The following is an 18,584-nucleotide window of genomic DNA, read 5'->3' on the forward strand; positions in this document are numbered from 1 at the left end:
CGGCAACCGGCATTCCGGCGCCGAACGGCTTGGCGCGTATATAAGAACAGGCAGCATCGCGCGCAAGCATTCTGCGCAAGGCTTCCATGAACCTTTCCACCTCAGCCTGCGACTGACGTCCAGGTGCCGCATGGTGCGGCCCGGAAAGGAAGCCCCCATGACCACTAACCCAGAGGCTCTGCGGTCTCCGGGAACAACAGGAGCTCGGCGCGACCACCGCCTTCGGGACGAGGTCGACGCGCTGGGCTTCCCGTTGATTCCGTTGACCCTGCGTAAGAGCAGGCGTATCGTCAAGATGAGGAAAGCAGACAATTCGATCAGGGAAGAACGTGCCGGACCACCGCGCCTTGCCTTGGTTTGCGCGGTAACGCCGGATGTTTCTCCCGTGGCTAACGGGGGTAGCTTCATGTCTCGCGTCCGCGGCACGTTCGTGTCTTCTCTCAACAGCGGCCTGCGCCGCGCCATGCATCCGGGCGGATTGCTGGCGCTGGCACTCACTACCGGCCTTTGCCTGGGTGGCGCAGCACGGGCGCAGGACACCCAGATCATCTATCCCGGCTCGATGGCGGTAACCGGATTTTCCGGCACCATCATTCCCCATTTCGACGAAGGCCTGCCGCCCGGCGTCGATCCGGTCGACGAAACCTTCATCGACACCACGCGCGCCACCTTGCGCGTGTTCGACGTCTCGCATCTCGGCGGGCCGGCCGCCGGCCAGCTCGCCTCCACGCCGCCGCCTTTCGAGGTGACGGCCGAACAGATCGGCCAGGTGTTCGGCCTCACCTATGATGACGGCGTGCGCGACGGCGTTCCGTCGGGCGTTCCCAATCTCTATGCCGGCGCCACCTCGCTGCACGGCATCCGCATCGTCACCCCGGATGCCGACGGCGATGGAAGGCCGGAGCGGCAGCGCCGCGGCGCGGCCGGCGCCACCTTCATGGATGGCCAGTTCGGCACTGAAAACGGTGGCGGCCCGGGCACCGTCTGGAAGATCGACGGCATCACCGGCCAGGTCTCCAAGTTTGCCGACATCGACACCAACAGCGGTCCCGGCATAGGCAATCTCACCTTCGATCCCATCCACCGCCAGTTCTTCGCCTCCGACCTCGACACCGGCCTGATCCATCGCATCGACGCCGAAGGCAGGTTGATCGACAGCTTCGACCATGGCGTTGCCGGGCGTCCGGCGCACGGACTGGCTCCGGTCGCCGACGATGGTTCGGTGATGGACATACAGGGCGCGGCCTTCGATAGCGAAGACCCCGACAGCTGGGGCTACACGCAGGACGAGCGCCGCGTCTGGGGCGTCTCCTATCATGGCGGCCGGCTCTATTATTCGGTCGGCGAAAAGTCGGAAATCTGGTCGGTGGGCATTGCCCGCGACGGCACCTTTGCCGGCGACCCGCGCTGGGAACTGACGGCCAAGGCCGACAAGGACTACGCCGTCACCGACATCGCCTTCGACAATAGCGGCTTCATGTATCTGGCGCAGCGCGGCCCGGTCGAAAACCGTTACGATTACAGTCAGTTCGCCGATTCCGGCAAGGGCGAGGTCATCCGCTACTGGCGCGAGAATCCGGACGATCCGGCGACGGAATCGGTCTGGGTCGAGGTGCCGCAGGAATATGCCGTCGGCTTCCCGCAAGGCAACCGGCAGTCGGCCGGCGGTCTCGATCTGCAATATGGCTATGATGCCGACGGCAATCTCGACACCTCGGTCTGCACGCAGACGCTGGTCAACACCGGCGACAAGCTGCGCGACAATCCGGCGCTCGCCGAGCAGCTCGCCGCCGGTGGGCCGACGGCCGTGCACGGCGTGCAGATCACGCCGAAGGAGCTGGTCAAGCCGGCCAACGTGCCGCCCTTCGGCTCCTGGTTCGTCGACTTCGATGGCTATTTCGAAGATCCCGAAGTGGAAGGCCATGTCGGCGACGTCGCGGTCTGGCATCCCTGTGAAGGCCGCGCCGGCTATTATGAAGAAATCCCGGGCGGCTACCTGCCCCCCTTCTACCCGCCGGACTTCCCACCGCCCGGCAATCTGCCTCCCTGCATCGATGTCGAGGACGTCCAGTATTACTGCACGCCTTCCGGCCTCGAGGCCGATCTCTATCTCCATGACCATGCCGGCTTCGGCGGCGATTCGATCAAGGCCCAGTCCAGGACGCCAGGCGTCGGGGTGACGTCCCCCATGTCGCATGCGCCCGGCACGCCATACACGATCGGCATCACCGGCCACTATCCGGGCGACACAGTCGATGTTGGGCTCTGCTTCTACAGGAAGTCCGACAAGGACAAGGGTGGCTACTACCCTTGCTGCAAGATGACTTTGCCGCTCAGAACCCCAGCCGTCAGCTGCGAACGTTGAGGAGGGGAATATGAAAAATCTCGCACTTTCCCCGCTCGCAACGAGCAACCAGTCAAAGCAGTCAACCGTCTTGGAGACGATCATGAAACCCCTGTCACTCGCCAGGCGCGGCGCGCGCTGGCTTATGGCGGCCGGTATCGCGGTCGCCACCCTGACCCCGGTGCAAGGTTTCGCCGAAGAGGTCTACACCGTCATTACGGAGCCCAGACTCGACCTCGACAATCCGCGCATCATCAATCCGGAACCGGGCCGGGTCGTGCCTTTCTTCACCAAGAAGGGCACCCAGAGAGGCTGCGACTATGTCGTCTATTCCCTGAGCTTCGGCTTGCGCGGCGACCCGCAGGGTTTTGCCGACCCAGGCTTCGCGGCCAGACTGAAAAAGGCCCGGCTCGACTTCAAGGACCAGCTTCCGCACGGCCTTGAGATCGTCAACGTCAATGTGGCCGGCGACGGCACGGATGCGGCCGGCGGACCACTGCCGGGTGCAACGATCAGCACATCGGCAAATCCCAACGACACGGCGACGGTTTCCGATTTCCGGATTTCCGCCTCCGATCTCGACGGCGTCGGCGCTACCAACGAGCGCGTCATCACCTTCCAGATCACGGCCAAGATCGACCATGCGGCATTTCCTTCGCCGACCATCGTCGACAACCAGGGCATGATCAAGGTGACGCCGGAAGCCGGCACGGGGACCATCATACCGTCGCATGATCCGAGCAAGCCCGACGACGGCGACTTCAAGACCGGCGAGAAGACCTCGATCAAGATCGACGTCACCAAGTGCAATCCGCCGCCGCCACCTCCCGGCAAGGAATGCTTCAAGGTGGAACGCGGCACGGTTGATTGCGTGCCCGGTGGCGGCGCCTTCATCTACCACATGCCGGTCGGCCCGGAGATGGGCGGCAAATGGGTGCAGGTGTCGACGACGACACCCGGCATCACCATCATCCCCGACACCCAGCTGGTGCCGGCGGGCGGCGGCGTGCTCAACTGGAAGATCGTCGGCGCGTCGCCTGGCGACGTCATCCACCTCATCGTCACCGGCATCGAAACCTATGCCGGCCCGGAGGAAGGCTGGGGCCTGTGCTGCACGCAGACCATCGACATCGTCATTCCGCGCGACCAGAGATGCCCGCCCAAGGACAAGGAACCGGACCTCAAGGTTGAAAAGCGTGCCGAAGTCCAGCGTTGCACGATGGGCGGCGGCTGCGACTTCACCATCAGGGTCACCAATGTCGGCACCGGTGCCTACCACGGCAAGATCGTGCTCGACGAGGTGACGCTGCCGGCCGGCTCGACGCTCGATTCAGGGCCCAATCCGCCCTGGGTCTGCGTGCCTGGCACCACCCCGATGACGTGCACCTATCCGGTGACCACGCTCAATCCGGGGGCCTTCGTTGACCTCAAGCTCGGCTTCAAGCCGGCTGGCGGTTGGCAAGGCAGCGTGCTGCGCAACTGCGCCGCCTACAATTATGCGGCCAGCGGCAAGCCGCTGTTCGGCAGCCAGTCGAACGATCGCGGCTGCGCCTCGATCCCGATCTGCCGGCGTGGCGATCGTGATCGCGACTGCCAGCCACCGGTCGAAAAGAAGGTCGACCTGATCCTGAAGAAGCGTGCCCGCACCGAGGTCTGTACGGCCGACGGGATCTGCACCTTCGTGATCGATATCATCAACAACGGCACCCTCACCTACAATGGGCCGCTGACGGTGATCGACAGCTATCCGGGCGGCGCGCCGGCCTCCTCGACCTTTGGCCCGACCCCGCCATGGACCTGCGGCCCGACCGGCCCCGGCCTGTTCCGCTGCGACAATGCGGGCATCTCGCTCGCACCGGGCGCCTCGACGCCGATCTTCGTCAAGGCGGTCATGCCGGCCGGCTATCAGTCCGACACGGTGGAGAACTGCGCCGAGGTGAGGGCTATCCCTGGTGAAACCGACCTCACCAACAACAAGGCCTGCGCCAAGGAACGCATCCGTCATCCAAATGGCGGCAAGCCGGCTCTGCGCATCACCAAGGTGTGCAATGGCTCGCTCGCCGGTGCCGCGGTCGTCTCTTGCCGCATCACCGTCGTCAATGCCGGGACGGCCGCCCCCACCGGTCCGGTCCGGGTCAACGACGCCGCCACGCTGGTGGCGGGCGGTGCGCCCGTCCAGATCCAGACCGTCACCCCCGACGGCGCTGAATGGGCGTGCGGACCGGTTCCGGCCAATGCGCTGTCGTGCCAGATTCCCGGTGCCGTCATGACGCCTGGAACCAGCCGCCACTTCGACGTGACGGTTTCGGCGAACGGCGAGTTCGAGAACTGCGCGCGGGGTTCATATGGTCCGGCCCCCGGCGACGACATCGTCTATCCGATCGGCCAGGCCTGCGCCAAGGGCGGCGGCTCTTCGATCATCCGCGTCGAAAAGACCGGCGACCGCGAATGCAAGCTCGGCCAACCCTGCTCGTTCGAGATCACCATCACGAACGATGGGACGAGCCCCTTCTCCGGTCCGGTTCGCATCGGTGATGCGATCGGCGTCGAAGGGCTGGGCAGGCTGGACGGCGTTGCGATCACCTCGATCGATCCGCCTTTCGGCTGCTCGCCGGAACCGGCGACCTTGCCACTGTCCTGCATTGCCAACCTGACGCTCGGCGCCGGGGAGAGCCAGGTGCACCAAGTCACCGTGGTCATTCCCGACGACGGCCGCCTGGCCAATCTGCAGGGCAACGTCAGCGGCCAGAACTGCGTCGGCGTCCTGTCTCCCGACACACGGGTGCAAGGCGGCGACATGCTCCCCGGCGACCAGGCCAATGTCCAGGGCGACCGTGGCAAGGCCTATGCGTGCCACCCCTTCACCATCACGCATGAGGTGAAGAAGGAGTGCTCGCCAGGTTTCGTCATGAACGACGCCGGCAGATGTGTCTGCCCACAAGGCACCACCTTCCGCAACGGCCAGTGCTCGCCCGACGGTGGTGTCATCGTCGAGCCAAAGCCGCGGCCCTGCGTGCTGCTCGAAGGCCAGATCCGCACCGAGGACGGACGCTGTGTCTGCCCACGCGGAACCGGGCTTCAAAACGGAAAGTGCGTCAAGACCGACAAGCCTGAGCAGTGCACCATCCGCGGTCAGGTCCACAATTCGGACGGCGATTGCGTCTGCCCGAAGGGTACGGAAGTCAGGGGCAATGCCTGCCGTCCGATCCGGCCGAAGCCTGAGCAGTGCACCATCCGTGGCCAGGTCCACAATGCCGATGGCGATTGTGTCTGCCCGAAAGGTACGGAAGTCCGGGGCAATGCCTGCCGACCGATCCGGCCGCAGCCCGAGCAGTGCACCATCCGTGGCCAGGTCCACAATGCCGATGGCGATTGCGTCTGCCCGAAGGGTACGGAAGTCAGGGGCAATGCCTGCCGTCCGATCCGGCCGCAACCCGAGCAATGCACCATCCGTGGCCAGGTCCACGACGCCAACGGCAATTGTGTCTGCCCGAGGGGTACCGAGGTGCAAGGCAATGCCTGCCGGCGCAAACAGCCGCCGGTGGAGCAGTGCGACATACGCGGCCAGGTCCATAACAAGCGCGGCGAGTGTGTCTGTCCGCGCGGGACCGAGGTGATCGACGGCGCATGCCGCAGGTCCAGGCCGCAGGTGGAGGAGTGCGCACCGGGCTCGCAGATGATCAATGGCCAGTGCCAGCCGATCATCAGGCGGCATTGCCCGGAAGGCACGATAGGGCGCTATCCGAACTGTAGGCCGATCCGTGGGCAATTGGAACCAGGCCTGCTGAACCCGAACGTCCTGCAGCAGCTGCTTCCGCGGCGCAGGACGCAAACTGACCAGCAACAGCAGGGCGATCCGGCTGGAAACATCCAGAACTTGAAGCCGTAATCGTCCGCGACACAGGCAAGAAACCCGCCGGAGCAATCCGGCGGGTTTTTGTTTGGACCGGGGGCACCGGCAGCCGACGTCGGCGGGACGTAGCCTGTGCAGCCAGCCGCCTGCGCACTCGACAAGTCACCTTCGGCGCATTAGGCAGTCGATAGAGTGACCGGATCAGAAGGGCGCTCGGAAAGGCCGCGCCCATGAGCAAAAAAACCTTGATTGCACCCTCGGTGCTGGCATCGGATTTTTCCAGGCTCGGCGATGAAGTCGAAGCGGTGGTGGCTGCCGGCGCCGACTGGATTCACCTTGATGTCATGGACGGACATTTCGTCCCCAACATCACCTTTGGCCCGCCGGTGATCAAGGCGATCCGCAACCGCACCAAGGCCTTCTTCGACTGCCATCTGATGATCGCGCCGGCCGACCCCTATCTGGCCGCCTTCGCCGAGGCCGGCTGCGACGGCATGACGGTGCATGCCGAGGCCGGGCCACATCTCGACCGCTCGCTACAGACCATCAGGAACCTTGGCAAGAAGGCCGGCGTGTCGCTCAATCCGGCAACACCGGAAAGTGCGGTCGAGTATGTGCTCGACCGGCTCGATCTGATCCTGATCATGACCGTCAATCCGGGCTTCGGCGGCCAGGCTTTCATTCCGGCGATCGTCGACAAGGTGAAGCGGGTCAAGGCGCTGATCGGCGACCGGCCGATCCGCATCGAGATCGACGGCGGTGTGTCAGCCGAAACCGCGCCACTGGTTACTGCCGCAGGCGCCGACGTGCTGGTGGCAGGCGCCGCGATCTTCCAGGGCGGCAGCGTCGACGCCTACCGGCAAAACATCCAGGCGATCAGGACGGCCGCCGACAAGGCAGCCGGCTGATCCACGACGCCCATCCTGTCTTCAAGTCCAATTGGCCGCCAACGGCTCTCATGCCCGGCAGGGTCCGTCAGGGTCTGATTCGCGAAGCATCGAGCCTGGACGAGTGGCTTGATTCGGTCCGTCTTTTGCGCGCGGCAGAAAAGACGATCGCGCGTGCTGACAAGAACAGATGATCCTGCGTGCATACAAAACACGTTAAGTTTCCGAAGGTTGTAGAAATACGCGACTTTGCATCGCTGAACGGCAAAATGCCGTATATTCCTTTGTGCTTAAGTACAATAGCGTGATCTTCTGCTTGAGCCTCTGAGGCCAGACGCGATATGGTATGTGTACGAAGGGGGATGCTTCGGACTCGAATTGCCCAAACATAATTTGGGGACAAGGAGTCGCTTTGACATACGGAGCTGCCAATCTGAACGACGACGGCGCAGGGCCCAAGAGCACGCTTGCCAGTACGGTCTATCACCAATTGCGGGATGACCTTCTCGGTGGAGTTCTTGAAGCCGAAAGCAAGCTGCGGGTCGAATGGGTGGTTTCCAAATATGGGGCTGGCGCCTCCCCTGTTCGCGAGGCTCTCAATCGCCTCGCCTCGGAAGGGCTTCTCGGCCGGCACGACCAGCGCGGCTTCTTCATCATGCCGGTCAGCGCGGCGGAGCTCGAAGAGCTGACGCGCACCCGTTGCTGGCTCGAGGAGCGGACGATTCGCGAATCGATCGCCCACCGCACCGCCGAATGGGAAGAACAACTCGTACTGGCGCTGCATCGCCTGGGGCGTGCATCACGTCTTTCGCCGCAGAATCTCTCGTCGCTCAATCCGGATTGGGAGAAGTTGCATCGCGTCTTCCATCGGGTCCTGATTTCGGCCTGCCGGTCGCAATGGCTGGTGGGGTTCTGCGAGCAGCTTTCCGATCACGCCTACCGCTACCGGCAAATGGCGAGTGACAGCGAAAGCGCCCATCGCGACGATTTCGGCGAGCATCGCCGGATCGCAGAATGTGCGCTGGACGGCAATGCCGACGGCGCCGTCGAAGCGCTGATCAATCACTACCAGCTGACCGCTGCCATGTGCATGGAACGCATCAGGCAAAGTGAAAGTCTGAAGTCGGCCGGCAAGGCCGCACGCGCCCGACGATAGCGTCGGTTCCGGCGGTCTTTTGCAGCCATCCCTGCAACCCATCGGCGCCACGGGCAAACCCTTGTCCGCGGGTCTTGACGGCGCGGTCAAGAACCGCGAACTCTTTGCCGCCCATGCATGCCGAAGCATGCCCGGCGCCGCCGTTTCCACCATCCCCGGGAAGACTTCATGAGCAACCATCTGTTCGACGCGTTCCGTTCCCGGATGTCGGCGCCCGATCGCCTGTTGATGGAAACCGATGATGGCCGCTCGCTGACCTATGGCGATATGCTGGCGCGGTCGGCGCAGCTGGCGCATGCGCTCTTGCAATTGGATGTCGAGCCCGGCGATCGCGTCGCCGTGCAGGTCGAGAAGAGTCCCGAAGCCGTCCTGCTCTATCTCGCCTGCTTGCGTGCCGGCGCCGTCTTCCTACCGCTCAACACAGCCTACACGCTGGCCGAGCTCGAGTACTTCTTCGGCGACGCGGCGCCACGCTTGGTCGTCTGCGATCCGGCAAGGGCGGCCGACATCGGCGCACTGGCGGAAAAGTCGGGAGCCGCCACCGTCACGCTCGGCCGCAATGGCGAGGGATCCCTGACGGATCAGGCCTCGCGGCTGCCGGCGGACTTCTACGATGTGGTGCGGGCCAAGGACGATCTCGCGGCGATCCTCTACACCTCGGGAACGACGGGCCGCTCGAAGGGCGCCATGCTCAGCCACGAGAACCTTGTCTCGAACGCGCGGGTGCTGGTCGACCACTGGCGCTTCACGGCCGACGATGTACTGATCCACGCGCTGCCGATCTTCCACACGCATGGTCTGTTCGTCGCCACCAACGTCGTCCTCATGGCCGGCGCCTCGATGCTGTTCGAGCAGAAATTCGACCCGGCCCGCATCGTTTCGCTTATGCCGCGCGCCACCGCCCTGATGGGCGTGCCGACCTTTTACGTGCGCCTGCTGCAGCAGGACGGGCTGGACCGCCAGGCGGCAAAGACCATCCGCCTGTTCATTTCCGGTTCGGCGCCGCTGCTGGCCGAGATTCACAAGGCCTGGCGCGCACGCACCGGCCACGCGATCCTCGAACGCTACGGCATGACCGAGACCAACATGAACACCTCGAACCCCTATGACGGTGAGCGACGCGCCGGCACGGTCGGCTTCCCCCTGCCGGGTGTGGCGCTTCGCATCGCCGATCCCGACACTGGCCGTCCGCTTGTCCAGGGCCAGGTCGGCATGATCGAGGTCAAGGGTCCGAACGTCTTCGGCGGTTATTGGCGCATGCCGGAAAAGACCAAGGCGGAATTCCGCGCCGATGGCTTCTTCATCACCGGCGATCTCGGCATCGTCGACGCCGACGGCTACGTCCACATCGTCGGCCGCGGCAAGGACCTGATCATTTCCGGCGGCTACAATATCTATCCAAAGGAACTCGAAAGCGAGATCGATGCGCTTGACGGGGTGAGCGAAAGCGCCGTCATCGGCGTCGCCCATCCGGATTTCGGCGAAGGCGTCACCGCTGTCGTCGTGCGATCGCCGGCATCGAATATCACCGGGGCTGAAATTCTCGGCGCCATCGCTGAACGCGTCGCAAAATACAAGCACCCGAAGCAGGTGATCTTCGTCGACGAATTGCCGCGCAACACCATGGGCAAGGTGCAGAAGAATCTTTTGCGCGACACTTACAAGGGTCTCTACACATCTTAAAGGCTGGACATGCGCAGGCTGTTCGTCAGCCGGGGTACAAAAGCTCGCAAACATGCTCGGCGATCGCCAGGCTTGCCGTCAGGCCGGGGCTCTCGATGCCGAACAGATTGACGATCGGCCCTGTGCCATGCTCGGCCGGACCCTGGATCGTGAAGTCGGCCGCAGGCTGGCCCGGGCCGGACAGTTTTGGCCGGACGCCGGCATAGGCCGGCTGCAAGGCGCCGTCGGCAAGATCGGGCCAATAGCGCCTGATCTCGCCGTAGAAGGCCGCACCACGAGCAGGGTCGACCGTATAATCCACGCTGTCGATCCATCCGACATCCGGACCAAAGCGCGCGCTGCCGCCCAGATCGAGGGTGAGATGGACGCCGAGGCCGCCATTGACCGGCACCGGATAGATCAGCCGCGAGAAGGGTGACCGGCCCGAGAGTGAAAAATAATTGCCGCGCGCCAGCCATCGCTGCGGAACAAGGTGTTGCGGAAAACCTTCGATACGACCGGCGAGAGCCTGCGCATCGAGGCCCGCGGCGTTGACGAAGGCGCCAGCCTTCAGGGCGAAGCCCTCGCCCTCGGCATCGCGAGTGTCGACCCGGATACCATCGGCTTCGATCGCCGCTCCGGTAACGGACGTGAGCAATGCCAAGGATGCACCGGCGGCCTCGGCATCGCCGCGCAGCGACAGCATCAGTGCTTGGCTGTCGATGATGCCGGTCGATGGCGACAGCAACGCGCCGGCGCATTCCAGCGCGGGTTCGAGGCTCTCGGCTTGTGCCTGTGTCAAGATTTCGAGATCGCCAACGCCGCAACTCTGCGCGTTGGCCCTGATCGCGTCCAGCCTGTCCAACTGGCCCGGTTCGACGGCGACGATCAGCTTGCCGGTGCGCGCATGGGCAACATTGTGCTCGCGGCAATACGCGTAGAGCCGTTCACGCCCTTCGACGCAGAGCCGGGCTTTCAGGCTGCCCGGCGCATAGTAGAGCCCGGCATGGATGACTTCGGAATTGCGCGAACTTGTGCCGGTGCCGATCGCGCCGGCCTGCTCGACCACCAGCACCTCGCGGCCCGACAGGGCAAGCGCCCTGGCGATGGCGAGCCCGACGACACCTGCTCCCGCAATGACGCAATCGATGTCATGCATGGCCTGATATCACCCAGCGCTGTTGGAGCCGGCTGCAAAGACCTTGTCGCCGCCGATCCAGACGCTTGCAACATCGAGGTCGTCCGACAGCGCAACGATATCGGCAGCCGTGCCGTTGGCGAAGCGCCCGAGCCGATGCGACTGGCCGATCGCTTGCGCGGGATAGAGTGAGGCCATGCGCAAGGCCTCGGAAAGCTCGACCCCGACGACGCGGTGGATGAACCGAATAGCCGAGATCATGTCGAGATCGGCACCCGCAAGCGTCCCGTCGGCAAGCCGCAGGCTGCCATCCCTGCGGTAGATGGTGCGGCCGTTGAGCGTGAATGAGGTCATGTCGGTGCCGATCGGCGCCATGGCGTCGGTGACCAGCACGATTTTGGCCGGTCCCTGCTTGGCGCGCAGCGCGATCTTGATGGTGGCAGGATCGACATGGATGCCGTCGGCGATGAGGCCGGCCGACAGGGAGCCGATATCGATGGCCGCACCAGCCAGTCCGGGCTCGCGGTTGCCGATCTGGCTCATCGCGTTGAACAGATGCGTGACCATCGAGGCGCCGGCCGCGGCAAAGGTGCTGGCCATGGCGTAGCCGGTGTCGGAATGGCCGAGACTGACGATGACGCCGGCCCTGGCCAGTGCCGAGACGCGCACCGGTTCGACGGATTCTGGTGCGATGGTGGTCAAAAGCACCGGCAGTCTCTGCCGCGCCGCGATCAGCTTCGCCTGGTCGACGTCAAGCATCGGCCGGATCAGCGCCGGATCATGCGCGCCCTTGCGGGCGATCGACAGATGCGGGCCTTCGAGATGCAGGCCGAGGAAACCCGGCAGTTTCCGTAGCGTTGCAGCTTCGCCGGCGGCGACGGCGGCAGCGGTGATGTCGGACGTATCGGTGATCAGCGTCACCAGCAACGCCGTGGTGCCGAAGGGCGCATGCGCCCGGCAGATGGTTTCGAGCGAGGCGACATCGGGGTGGTCGTTGAGCATGACGCCGCCGCCGCCATTGACCTGCAGGTCGACGAAGCCGGGCGCCAGCATGCCGCCGCCGGTCTCGACGATGCGGATGTCGGAGGCAATGGCGCCGGCGGGCAGGATGGCCTCGACAAGGCCGTCGCGCACGACGAGTGCTGCGCCATCGTGCCAGTCGTCGCCGTCGAAAATGCGGGCGCCAGTCAGGGCAAAGCGGTCGTTCATACGGTCTCCGTCACCTTGCGAAGATTGCGCGGCGTGTCCGGATCGAGGCCGCGATGGCGGGCAAAGGCCTCGACGAACATGTAGAAGGAGACGATCAGCGTCAGCGGATCGGTCAGCGGATGGCCCGTGGCGACATGTGGCAGGCGCACGGCGCGCTGGGCAAGTGCCGAGGTGACGAACACCGGCGCACCCTTGGCCGCCAGGCTGTCGGCGGCCTCGGCGACGGACGGTTCGGATGCGTCACGCGCGGCCAGCGCCAGCACCGGAAAGTCCGGGCCGATCAGCGCCAGCGGGCCATGCATGACTTCGGCCGCACTGTAGGCCTCGGCATGCATGCCGCAGGTCTCCTTGAACTTCAGCGCCGCCTCGTTGGCCATCGCCGCCGACGGGCCGCGGCCAAGGATGAACAGCGACTTCTGCTTCTCGATCGTTTCGGCCAGCACCGTCATCCAGTCGCAGGCGATCGCCTTGCGGAAATGCTCGGGCAATTCGAAAAGTGCTGCCAGCAACGCCTCGTCGCCGGTGGCATGCGCCATCAGGCCAAGGCCGGCGACGGCGGAATTGATGAAGGTCTTGGTCGCCGCGACGCTGCGCTCCGGCCCGGCCAGGATATCGATGGCATAGTCCGAGGCCCGCGCCAGCGGCGAATCGGCGGTGTTGGTGATGGCGATGGTCAGCGCGCCGCCGGCTCGCGCCGTTTCGGCCATGGCGACGATGTCGGGGCTCTTGCCCGACTGCGAGATCGCCAGGCAGGCCGAACCGCCGAGCCTGAGCTCGGCTCCATAGATCGAGGCGATCGACGGACCGACCGATGCGACGGCAAGGCCCGCGGTCAGCTCGACGGCATATTTCATGAAGGTGGCGGCATGGTCGGATGAACCGCGCGCCACGGTGACGACAAACTGCGGGTCGCGTTCGCGGATGCCGCGCCCTGCTTCGGTCAGCACGGCGCCGGAGCCGTCGAGCAGGCGGGCGACAGCCAGCGGGATCTCTTCGATCTCACGCCGCATATGGGTCATTCCAGCCGACTTGGTCGGCTCAGTCGGCATTGTCGGCTCTGTGGTCATGGTCGGCCCTCTTCGCTCGGCCCTGTCAGCCGCAGTTCGGCGACGAAATCATAGGCGTCACCCCTGTAGATGGAACGGGTGAATTCGATCACCTTGCCGCTCGCCAGATAGGAAATGCGTTCGATGTGCAGGCCGGCAATGCCCGGCGGCACCTCGAGCAGACGCGCGTCTCCGTCGCCGAGGTTGGCGGCGGAGATGCGCTGCACAGCCCGCACCGGCCGGTTGCCGGTCAATTCCAGCGCCGCATAGAGCGAGGACCCTATTCCCGCCGGGTCGGGTAGCACGCTGGCCGACAGCGAAGCGCGTTCGATCGCCAGCGGCGTGTCGTTGGCGATGCGCAGGCGCGCCACCCGCGCCACCAGTTCGTTCGACGACAGGCCGAGCACCATCATCTCGTCGGGCGAGGGCGCGTAAAGGCCGCGGTCGAGCCAGGCCGAACGCACCGCCATGCCGCGCCGCGCCATATCCTCGGTAAACGAGGTCAGCCGCGACAGCGACTGCTCGACGCGCTCCATGCGCGGCGCCACGAACGTGCCGGAGCCATGGCGTTGCACCAGGATACCGCCCTTGACCAGGTCCTGTACCGCCTTGCGCACAGTGACGCGCGAAATGTCGGCCTTGGTGGCGATGTCGCGCTCGGAGGGCAATGCGTCGCCCGGTCCGATCAGGCCGCGATTGACGGCGTCCTCGATGCTCTTCCTGAGTTGCAGATAGAGCGGGGCACCGCTTTGCGACGACTGTTTCAGCGTGGCGAAGATCTGGTCGGCGGCATCGCTCATAGAGCCGCCTCCGCTGGCTTGGCGAAAAGGCGGGCCGCCATCTGCACCGCGCCGCCCAGTGCATCGTCGAGGGGCGGCTTCAGCAGCGCCCGGTAGCGGGCCGACAGGCGCGGCGCATAAAGCGGCGCCAGCCCGCCGAGCAGGCAGAGCGGCGCGTCATCCGCAAGGTCGAGCGCGCCAAGCGCGGCTTCGACATCGGCGACCACCCTGTCCAGGATCCAGTTGGCGACGCTGTCGCCCTTTTCGGCATGCTCGAACACCTTGGGCGCGAAGCCGCCGAAATCGCCGGGCTTGGCGTTGGTGGTGAATTCGACCACGTCCTGCGGATTGTTGCGGAAGACCGCCAGCATGCTCTGCGTCAGCGGCGAACCCTCACGGACGCCGTCATAGGCAAGCAGCGTCTGTTCGAGCAGGTCGCGGCCGATGCGGGCGCCGCTGCCCTGGTCGCCGACCTGAAAGCCCCAGCCACCGATGGCGCGCGACTTGCCGTTCTTGCGCGCCATATACGCGGTGCCGGTGCCGAGGATCGCCATGGCGCCGTCACCGGCGCCGACGGCCCCTTCCAGCGCGATCTCGGCGTCGGTCTCGACACGGCTGATGCTGAACGGCAGGATCGCTTCGAGCTGCTGCCGGTAGGTGCCGACATTGGCGCCGGCAAGGCCGAGAATGGCCGGTGTCTGCGGGATCACCTCCGGATCCTGTCCGGCGGCGATGAACGCCTGCCTCGCCGCTTCGACGATGTTCGACCGGGCGCCGGTGAGATCGGTGCGGATGTTTGCGGCGCCGCTCTTGGCGCGGCCAATGACGGCGCCATCCGCAGTTGCCAGGGCGGCCCTGCAGCTGGTGCCGCCGCCATCGATGCCGAGCACGAAATTCACGCGATTTCTCCTCCGGGCGGATAATACCAATAAAATACCAATAGCCAAGGGTTAATTTCCGTTTCAAAAAGATTAAGCTGTATTTTATTGAAAAACCTAGGCATTTCGTCGGCTCAGCGATTTCCGAGCGTCGAATTCGTTAATGCATGTGGACAAGTGGTATTTTTTTGGTATTGTTCCCGCATTGGAGGAACCGGGATGGCCGAAACGCGCACCGAAGCGCTTCACCAAAATGCCGAGGGGCTGGATATCCAGGCCCCGGACGCCATCCTTTCTTCTTTGGCCGATGCGCAGATCGAAGCCGCAAAGGTCGTGCGCAATGCCATTTCCTCAATCGCCAGGGCGGCCGAGATCATCGCCGGCAGGTTGAGCGGCGGCGGCAAGCTTGCCTACGCCGCGGCCGGCAGTTCCGGCCTGATGGCGCTGGCCGACGCGCTTGAGTTGCCCGGTACGTTCGGCATTCACCGCGACCGCATCGCCATCCTGATCGCCGGCGGCGACGAAGCCTTCCGGACATTGGCCGGCGGGCCAGAGGACGACACCGAGGAGGCGGCAGCAGCCGTCATCAACGCCGGCATCGGCAAGGGCGATTGCCTGATTGCCATTTCGGCCAGCGGCACGACGCCCTATGCGGTCCGGGCCATCCAGGAAGCCGCCCGTCGCGGGGCTGCCACCATCGGCATCGCCAACAACCGGGACTCGGCCCTGCTGCGGCAGGCCGAAACCGCGATCCTGCTCGAAACGCCGCCGGAACTGATTGCCGGTTCGACGCGCATGGGCGCGGGCACCGCCCAGAAGATCGCGCTGAACATGCTGTCCACGCTGACCGCCGTCCATCTCGGCCATGTGCATGACGGCTACATGGTCAACCTGATGGCCGACAACATCAAGCTGCGCGACCGCGCGGCGCGCATCGTCGCCGCCGTCAGCGGGCGCGGCAGGGACGAAGCCGTCCACCTGCTCGAGAAGAGCGGCGGCGCGGTCAAGACCGCCATTCTGCTCGCCGCCGGCGCCGACAGCGCCGATGCGGCGGAGAAACTGCTGGAAGGAACCGGCCAGAAGCTGAGGCCGGCGCTTTCCGCGATCGAGGGGAGCAAGGGGCGCGCAGCCTCTGTTCTCATCAAAACCGAACCTGAAAAAGGTCAACAGGGAGACTGAGCATGACAACGAAACTACTGACGGCACTGCTTCTGGGCACCAGCATTCTCGGCTCGGCCGGGGTGGCTTATGCCGGCGACGTAACGCTCAACATCGAAAGCTGGCGCGGCGACGACCTTGCCATCTGGAAGGACAAGCTGATCCCGGCCTTCGAAGCCAAGAACCCGGGCATCAAGGTGGTGTTCGCACCGTCGGCGCCGACCGAGTATGACGCGGCGCTGGGCGCCAAGCTTGCTGCCGGCTCGGCGGGCGACCTGATCACCTGCCGCCCGTTCGACAAGTCGCTTGAACTGTTCAAGAAGGGCAACCTTGCCGACCTCTCGGCGCTGCCCGGCATGGAGAACTTCTCGCCGGTGGCCAAGTCCGCCTGGCAGACCGACGACGGCAAGGCGAGCTTCTGCGTGCCGATGGCCTCGGTCATCCACGGCTTCATCTACAACAAGGACGCCTTCGACAAGCTCGGCATCAAGGTGCCGCAGACCCGCGACGAGTTCTTCGCCGCACTCGACAAGATCAAGGCCGACGGCACCTACATCCCGATGGCGATGGGCACCAAGGATCTCTGGGAAGCCGCGACCATGGGCTACCAGAACATCGGCCCCAACTACTGGAAGGGCGAGGACGGCCGCGCCGCCCTCATCAAGGGCGACCAGAAGCTGACCGACAAGGACTGGGTCGCGCCGTATGAGGAACTGGCCAAGTGGAAGCCGTATCTCGGCGACGGCTTCGAGGCACAGACCTATCCGGACAGCCAGAACCTGTTCACGCTTGGCCGCGCCGCCATTTACCCGGCCGGCTCGTGGGAAATCGGCCTGTTCAACACCCAGGCCCAGTTCAAGATGGGCGCCTTCCCGCCGCCGGTCGAGAAAGCCGGCGACACCTGCTACATCTCCGACCATACCGATATCGGCATGGGCCTGAATGCGGCTTCGAAAAACGCCGATGCGGCCAAGACCTTCCTGTCCTGGGTCGCCTCGCCGGATTTCGCCACCATCTACGCCAACGCGCTGCCGGGCTTCTTCAGCCTGAACTCCTCGCCGGTGAAGATGGCAGACCCGCTGGCCCAGGAATTCGTCTCCTGGCGTGGCAAGTGCAAGTCGACGATCCGCTCGACCTACCAGATCCTGTCGCGTGGCACGCCGAACCTCGAAAACGAGACGTGGGTTGAATCGGCCAACGTCATCAACGGCACCGACACCCCGGAAGCTGCGGCCAAGAAGCTGCAGACCGGCCTCGACAGCTGGTACAAGCCGGCGAAGTAAGAGCTCAGGCAACGAGATCGGCCGGGCGTATGCCTGGCCGGTCTCGGACTACCCTGGTTTTTCAGATTGCGCCCGTTCAGATAGCGATTGTCGGCACCGCCTCTCGGCCTTACCCTCCCATTGTGGGGAAAGGCTAGCTGATCAGTCGCGGGCCTTTGTTCTTGCCGCACCGGGCAAGAATATTCGGCCGTGCATTGAGGCATCATCTAGCATCACACCATTTGCAACCGAGAGACGGCGGGAACCGAACTCATGGCCGCAGAAATACGACCGAAAAGACCGTTCCGTTGGCACATTGGCGTCTTCCTGGCGCCGGCGGTGCTTGTCTATACGGCGATCATGATCCTGCCGCTGGCCGGCACACTGCAGCTGTCGCTGTTCCGCAACATCGAGCAGCATCAGGTCTTCGTCGGGCTGGAGAACTTCCGCACGCTGTTCGGCGACCCCAACTGGTCGGTGAATTTCTGGAACGCGCTGAGAAACAATGTCTGGTTCTTCATCATCCATATGCTGGTGCAGAACCCGATCGGCGTCATGCTGGCTGCCCTTCTGTCCAGCCCGAGGCTGAGATTTGCCGCCTTCTACCGCACGGCGATCTTCGTGCCGACCATCCTGTCCTTCGTCATCGTCGGCTTCGCCTGGAAGCTGATCCTGTCGCCGCTGTGGGGCGTGGCGCCGCATCTGCTCGATCTCGTCGGCCTGAAAAGCCTGTTCACGCCGTGGCTGGGCAAGGAAGAATACGCGCTGACGGCGCTCAGCCTGATCTCGGTGTGGCAGTTCGTCGGCATCCCGATGATGCTGATCTATGCCGCCCTGCTGTCTATCCCCGAAGAGGTGATCGAGGCCGCCGAATGCGACGGCATCACCGGCATGTCGCAGTTCTGGAAGATCAAGCTGCCGCTGATCCTGCCGTCGATAGGCATCATCTCGATCCTCACCTTCGTCGGCAATTTCAACGCCTTCGACCTGATCTACACCGCGCAAGGCGCGCTCGCCGGGCCGAACTATTCGACCGACATTCTCGGCACCTTCCTCTACCGCGCCTTCTTCGGCTTCCAGTTGCAGGTCGGCGACCCCAACATGGGCGCGGCGATCGCCACGATGATGTTCCTGATCATCCTCGGCGGCGTCTGCGTCTATCTCTTCCTCGTGCAGACGCGCCTGCGTCGCTACCAGTTCTGAGGGGCAAGA

The 18,584-nt window shown here is 64.6% G+C and carries 13 protein-coding genes; 8 read left to right on the forward strand and 5 right to left on the reverse strand.

Annotation, left to right across the window (positions count from 1 at the left end; all coding sequences use genetic code 11):
* Positions 1-130 precede the first annotated feature (130 nt).
* The 5 genes from AC1DZU_RS00935 (at position 131) to AC1DZU_RS00955 (ending at position 9,923) form a co-directional block, all read left to right on the forward strand.
* Entirely contained in the window at positions 131-2,365 is a 2,235-nt protein-coding gene (locus AC1DZU_RS00935) for a hypothetical protein (RefSeq protein WP_477280892.1), read from the forward strand.
* A gap of 10 nt (positions 2,366-2,375) precedes the next feature.
* Positions 2,376-6,233 carry a DUF7929 domain-containing protein gene (locus AC1DZU_RS00940; protein ID WP_477280894.1) on the forward strand — a complete coding sequence of 1,286 codons (3,858 nt, stop codon included), beginning with the start codon at positions 2,376-2,378 and terminating at the stop codon, positions 6,231-6,233.
* 194 nt (positions 6,234-6,427) lie between these two features.
* Positions 6,428-7,105, forward strand: a complete 678-nt coding sequence (rpe, locus tag AC1DZU_RS00945) for a ribulose-phosphate 3-epimerase (RefSeq protein ID WP_477280896.1) — start codon at positions 6,428-6,430, stop codon at positions 7,103-7,105.
* Positions 7,106-7,496: 391 nt separating this feature from the next.
* Positions 7,497-8,240 carry a GntR family transcriptional regulator gene (locus AC1DZU_RS00950; RefSeq protein WP_477280898.1) on the forward strand — a complete coding sequence of 248 codons (744 nt, stop codon included), beginning with the start codon at positions 7,497-7,499 and terminating at the stop codon, positions 8,238-8,240.
* Between the two features lie 168 nt (positions 8,241-8,408).
* Positions 8,409-9,923: a malonate--CoA ligase gene (locus AC1DZU_RS00955; RefSeq protein WP_477280900.1), complete on the forward strand. Its 1,515-nt coding sequence runs from the start codon at positions 8,409-8,411 to the stop codon at positions 9,921-9,923.
* 25 nt (positions 9,924-9,948) lie between these two features.
* Here the strand turns inward: AC1DZU_RS00955 and AC1DZU_RS00960 are convergent, their stop codons facing one another.
* The 5 genes from AC1DZU_RS00960 to AC1DZU_RS00980 are packed head-to-tail and all read right to left on the reverse strand — an operon-like array spanning position 9,949 to position 14,973.
* Positions 9,949-11,061: an NAD(P)/FAD-dependent oxidoreductase gene (locus tag AC1DZU_RS00960; RefSeq protein ID WP_477280902.1), complete on the reverse strand. Its 1,113-nt coding sequence runs from the start codon at positions 11,059-11,061 to the stop codon at positions 9,949-9,951.
* Between the two features lie 9 nt (positions 11,062-11,070).
* The gene (gene nagA / locus AC1DZU_RS00965) at positions 11,071-12,249 is read right to left on the reverse strand and encodes an N-acetylglucosamine-6-phosphate deacetylase (protein ID WP_477280904.1); all 1,179 of its coding nucleotides are present in this window, start codon (positions 12,247-12,249) and stop codon (positions 11,071-11,073) included.
* Positions 12,246-13,259, reverse strand: coding sequence for an SIS domain-containing protein (locus AC1DZU_RS00970; protein WP_477282171.1), 1,014 nt, complete (start codon positions 13,257-13,259; stop codon positions 12,246-12,248). The genes nagA and AC1DZU_RS00970 overlap by 4 nt, the downstream gene beginning before the upstream one ends.
* A gap of 53 nt (positions 13,260-13,312) precedes the next feature.
* Complete coding sequence (locus tag AC1DZU_RS00975; protein WP_379093883.1) at positions 13,313-14,095, reverse strand: GntR family transcriptional regulator; 783 nt, start codon at positions 14,093-14,095, stop codon at positions 13,313-13,315.
* A complete protein-coding gene (locus tag AC1DZU_RS00980) occupies positions 14,092-14,973 on the reverse strand; it encodes a glucosamine kinase nucleotide-binding domain-containing protein (RefSeq protein WP_477280906.1) in 882 nt (293 codons plus the stop codon). The genes AC1DZU_RS00975 and AC1DZU_RS00980 overlap by 4 nt, the downstream gene beginning before the upstream one ends.
* 198 nt (positions 14,974-15,171) lie before the next feature.
* Between AC1DZU_RS00980 and AC1DZU_RS00985 the strand changes: the two genes are divergently transcribed.
* From AC1DZU_RS00985 to AC1DZU_RS00995, 3 genes are all read left to right on the forward strand, one after another.
* A complete protein-coding gene (locus AC1DZU_RS00985; RefSeq protein WP_477280908.1) occupies positions 15,172-16,131 on the forward strand; it encodes an N-acetylmuramic acid 6-phosphate etherase in 960 nt (319 codons plus the stop codon).
* Between the two features lie 2 nt (positions 16,132-16,133).
* A complete protein-coding gene (locus AC1DZU_RS00990; protein ID WP_477280910.1) occupies positions 16,134-17,393 on the forward strand; it encodes an ABC transporter substrate-binding protein in 1,260 nt (419 codons plus the stop codon).
* A gap of 252 nt (positions 17,394-17,645) precedes the next feature.
* Entirely contained in the window at positions 17,646-18,575 is a 930-nt protein-coding gene (locus tag AC1DZU_RS00995) for a carbohydrate ABC transporter permease (RefSeq protein WP_477280912.1), read from the forward strand.
* Positions 18,576-18,584: the final 9 nt, after the last annotated feature.

It is taken from the genome of Mesorhizobium sp. P2_A12 (genome assembly GCF_056405075.1).

Bases quoted from the DNA above. Each gene is read 5' to 3' on its own strand.
- AC1DZU_RS00985 (WP_477280908.1), top strand. From the start codon at position 15,172: ATGGCCGAAACGCGCACCGAAGCGCTTCACCAAAATGCCGAGGGGCTG.
- AC1DZU_RS00960 (WP_477280902.1), bottom strand. From the start codon at position 11,061: ATGCATGACATCGATTGCGTCATTGCGGGAGCAGGTGTCGTCGGGCTC.
- AC1DZU_RS00990 (WP_477280910.1), top strand. From the start codon at position 16,134: ATGACAACGAAACTACTGACGGCACTGCTTCTGGGCACCAGCATTCTC.
- AC1DZU_RS00940 (WP_477280894.1), top strand. From the start codon at position 2,376: ATGAAAAATCTCGCACTTTCCCCGCTCGCAACGAGCAACCAGTCAAAG.
- nagA (WP_477280904.1), bottom strand. From the start codon at position 12,249: ATGAACGACCGCTTTGCCCTGACTGGCGCCCGCATTTTCGACGGCGAC.
- AC1DZU_RS00970 (WP_477282171.1), bottom strand. From the start codon at position 13,259: ATGCGGCGTGAGATCGAAGAGATCCCGCTGGCTGTCGCCCGCCTGCTC.
- rpe (WP_477280896.1), top strand. From the start codon at position 6,428: ATGAGCAAAAAAACCTTGATTGCACCCTCGGTGCTGGCATCGGATTTT.
- AC1DZU_RS00975 (WP_379093883.1), bottom strand. From the start codon at position 14,095: ATGAGCGATGCCGCCGACCAGATCTTCGCCACGCTGAAACAGTCGTCG.
- AC1DZU_RS00995 (WP_477280912.1), top strand. From the start codon at position 17,646: ATGGCCGCAGAAATACGACCGAAAAGACCGTTCCGTTGGCACATTGGC.
- AC1DZU_RS00935 (WP_477280892.1), top strand. From the start codon at position 131: ATGGTGCGGCCCGGAAAGGAAGCCCCCATGACCACTAACCCAGAGGCT.
- AC1DZU_RS00955 (WP_477280900.1), top strand. From the start codon at position 8,409: ATGAGCAACCATCTGTTCGACGCGTTCCGTTCCCGGATGTCGGCGCCC.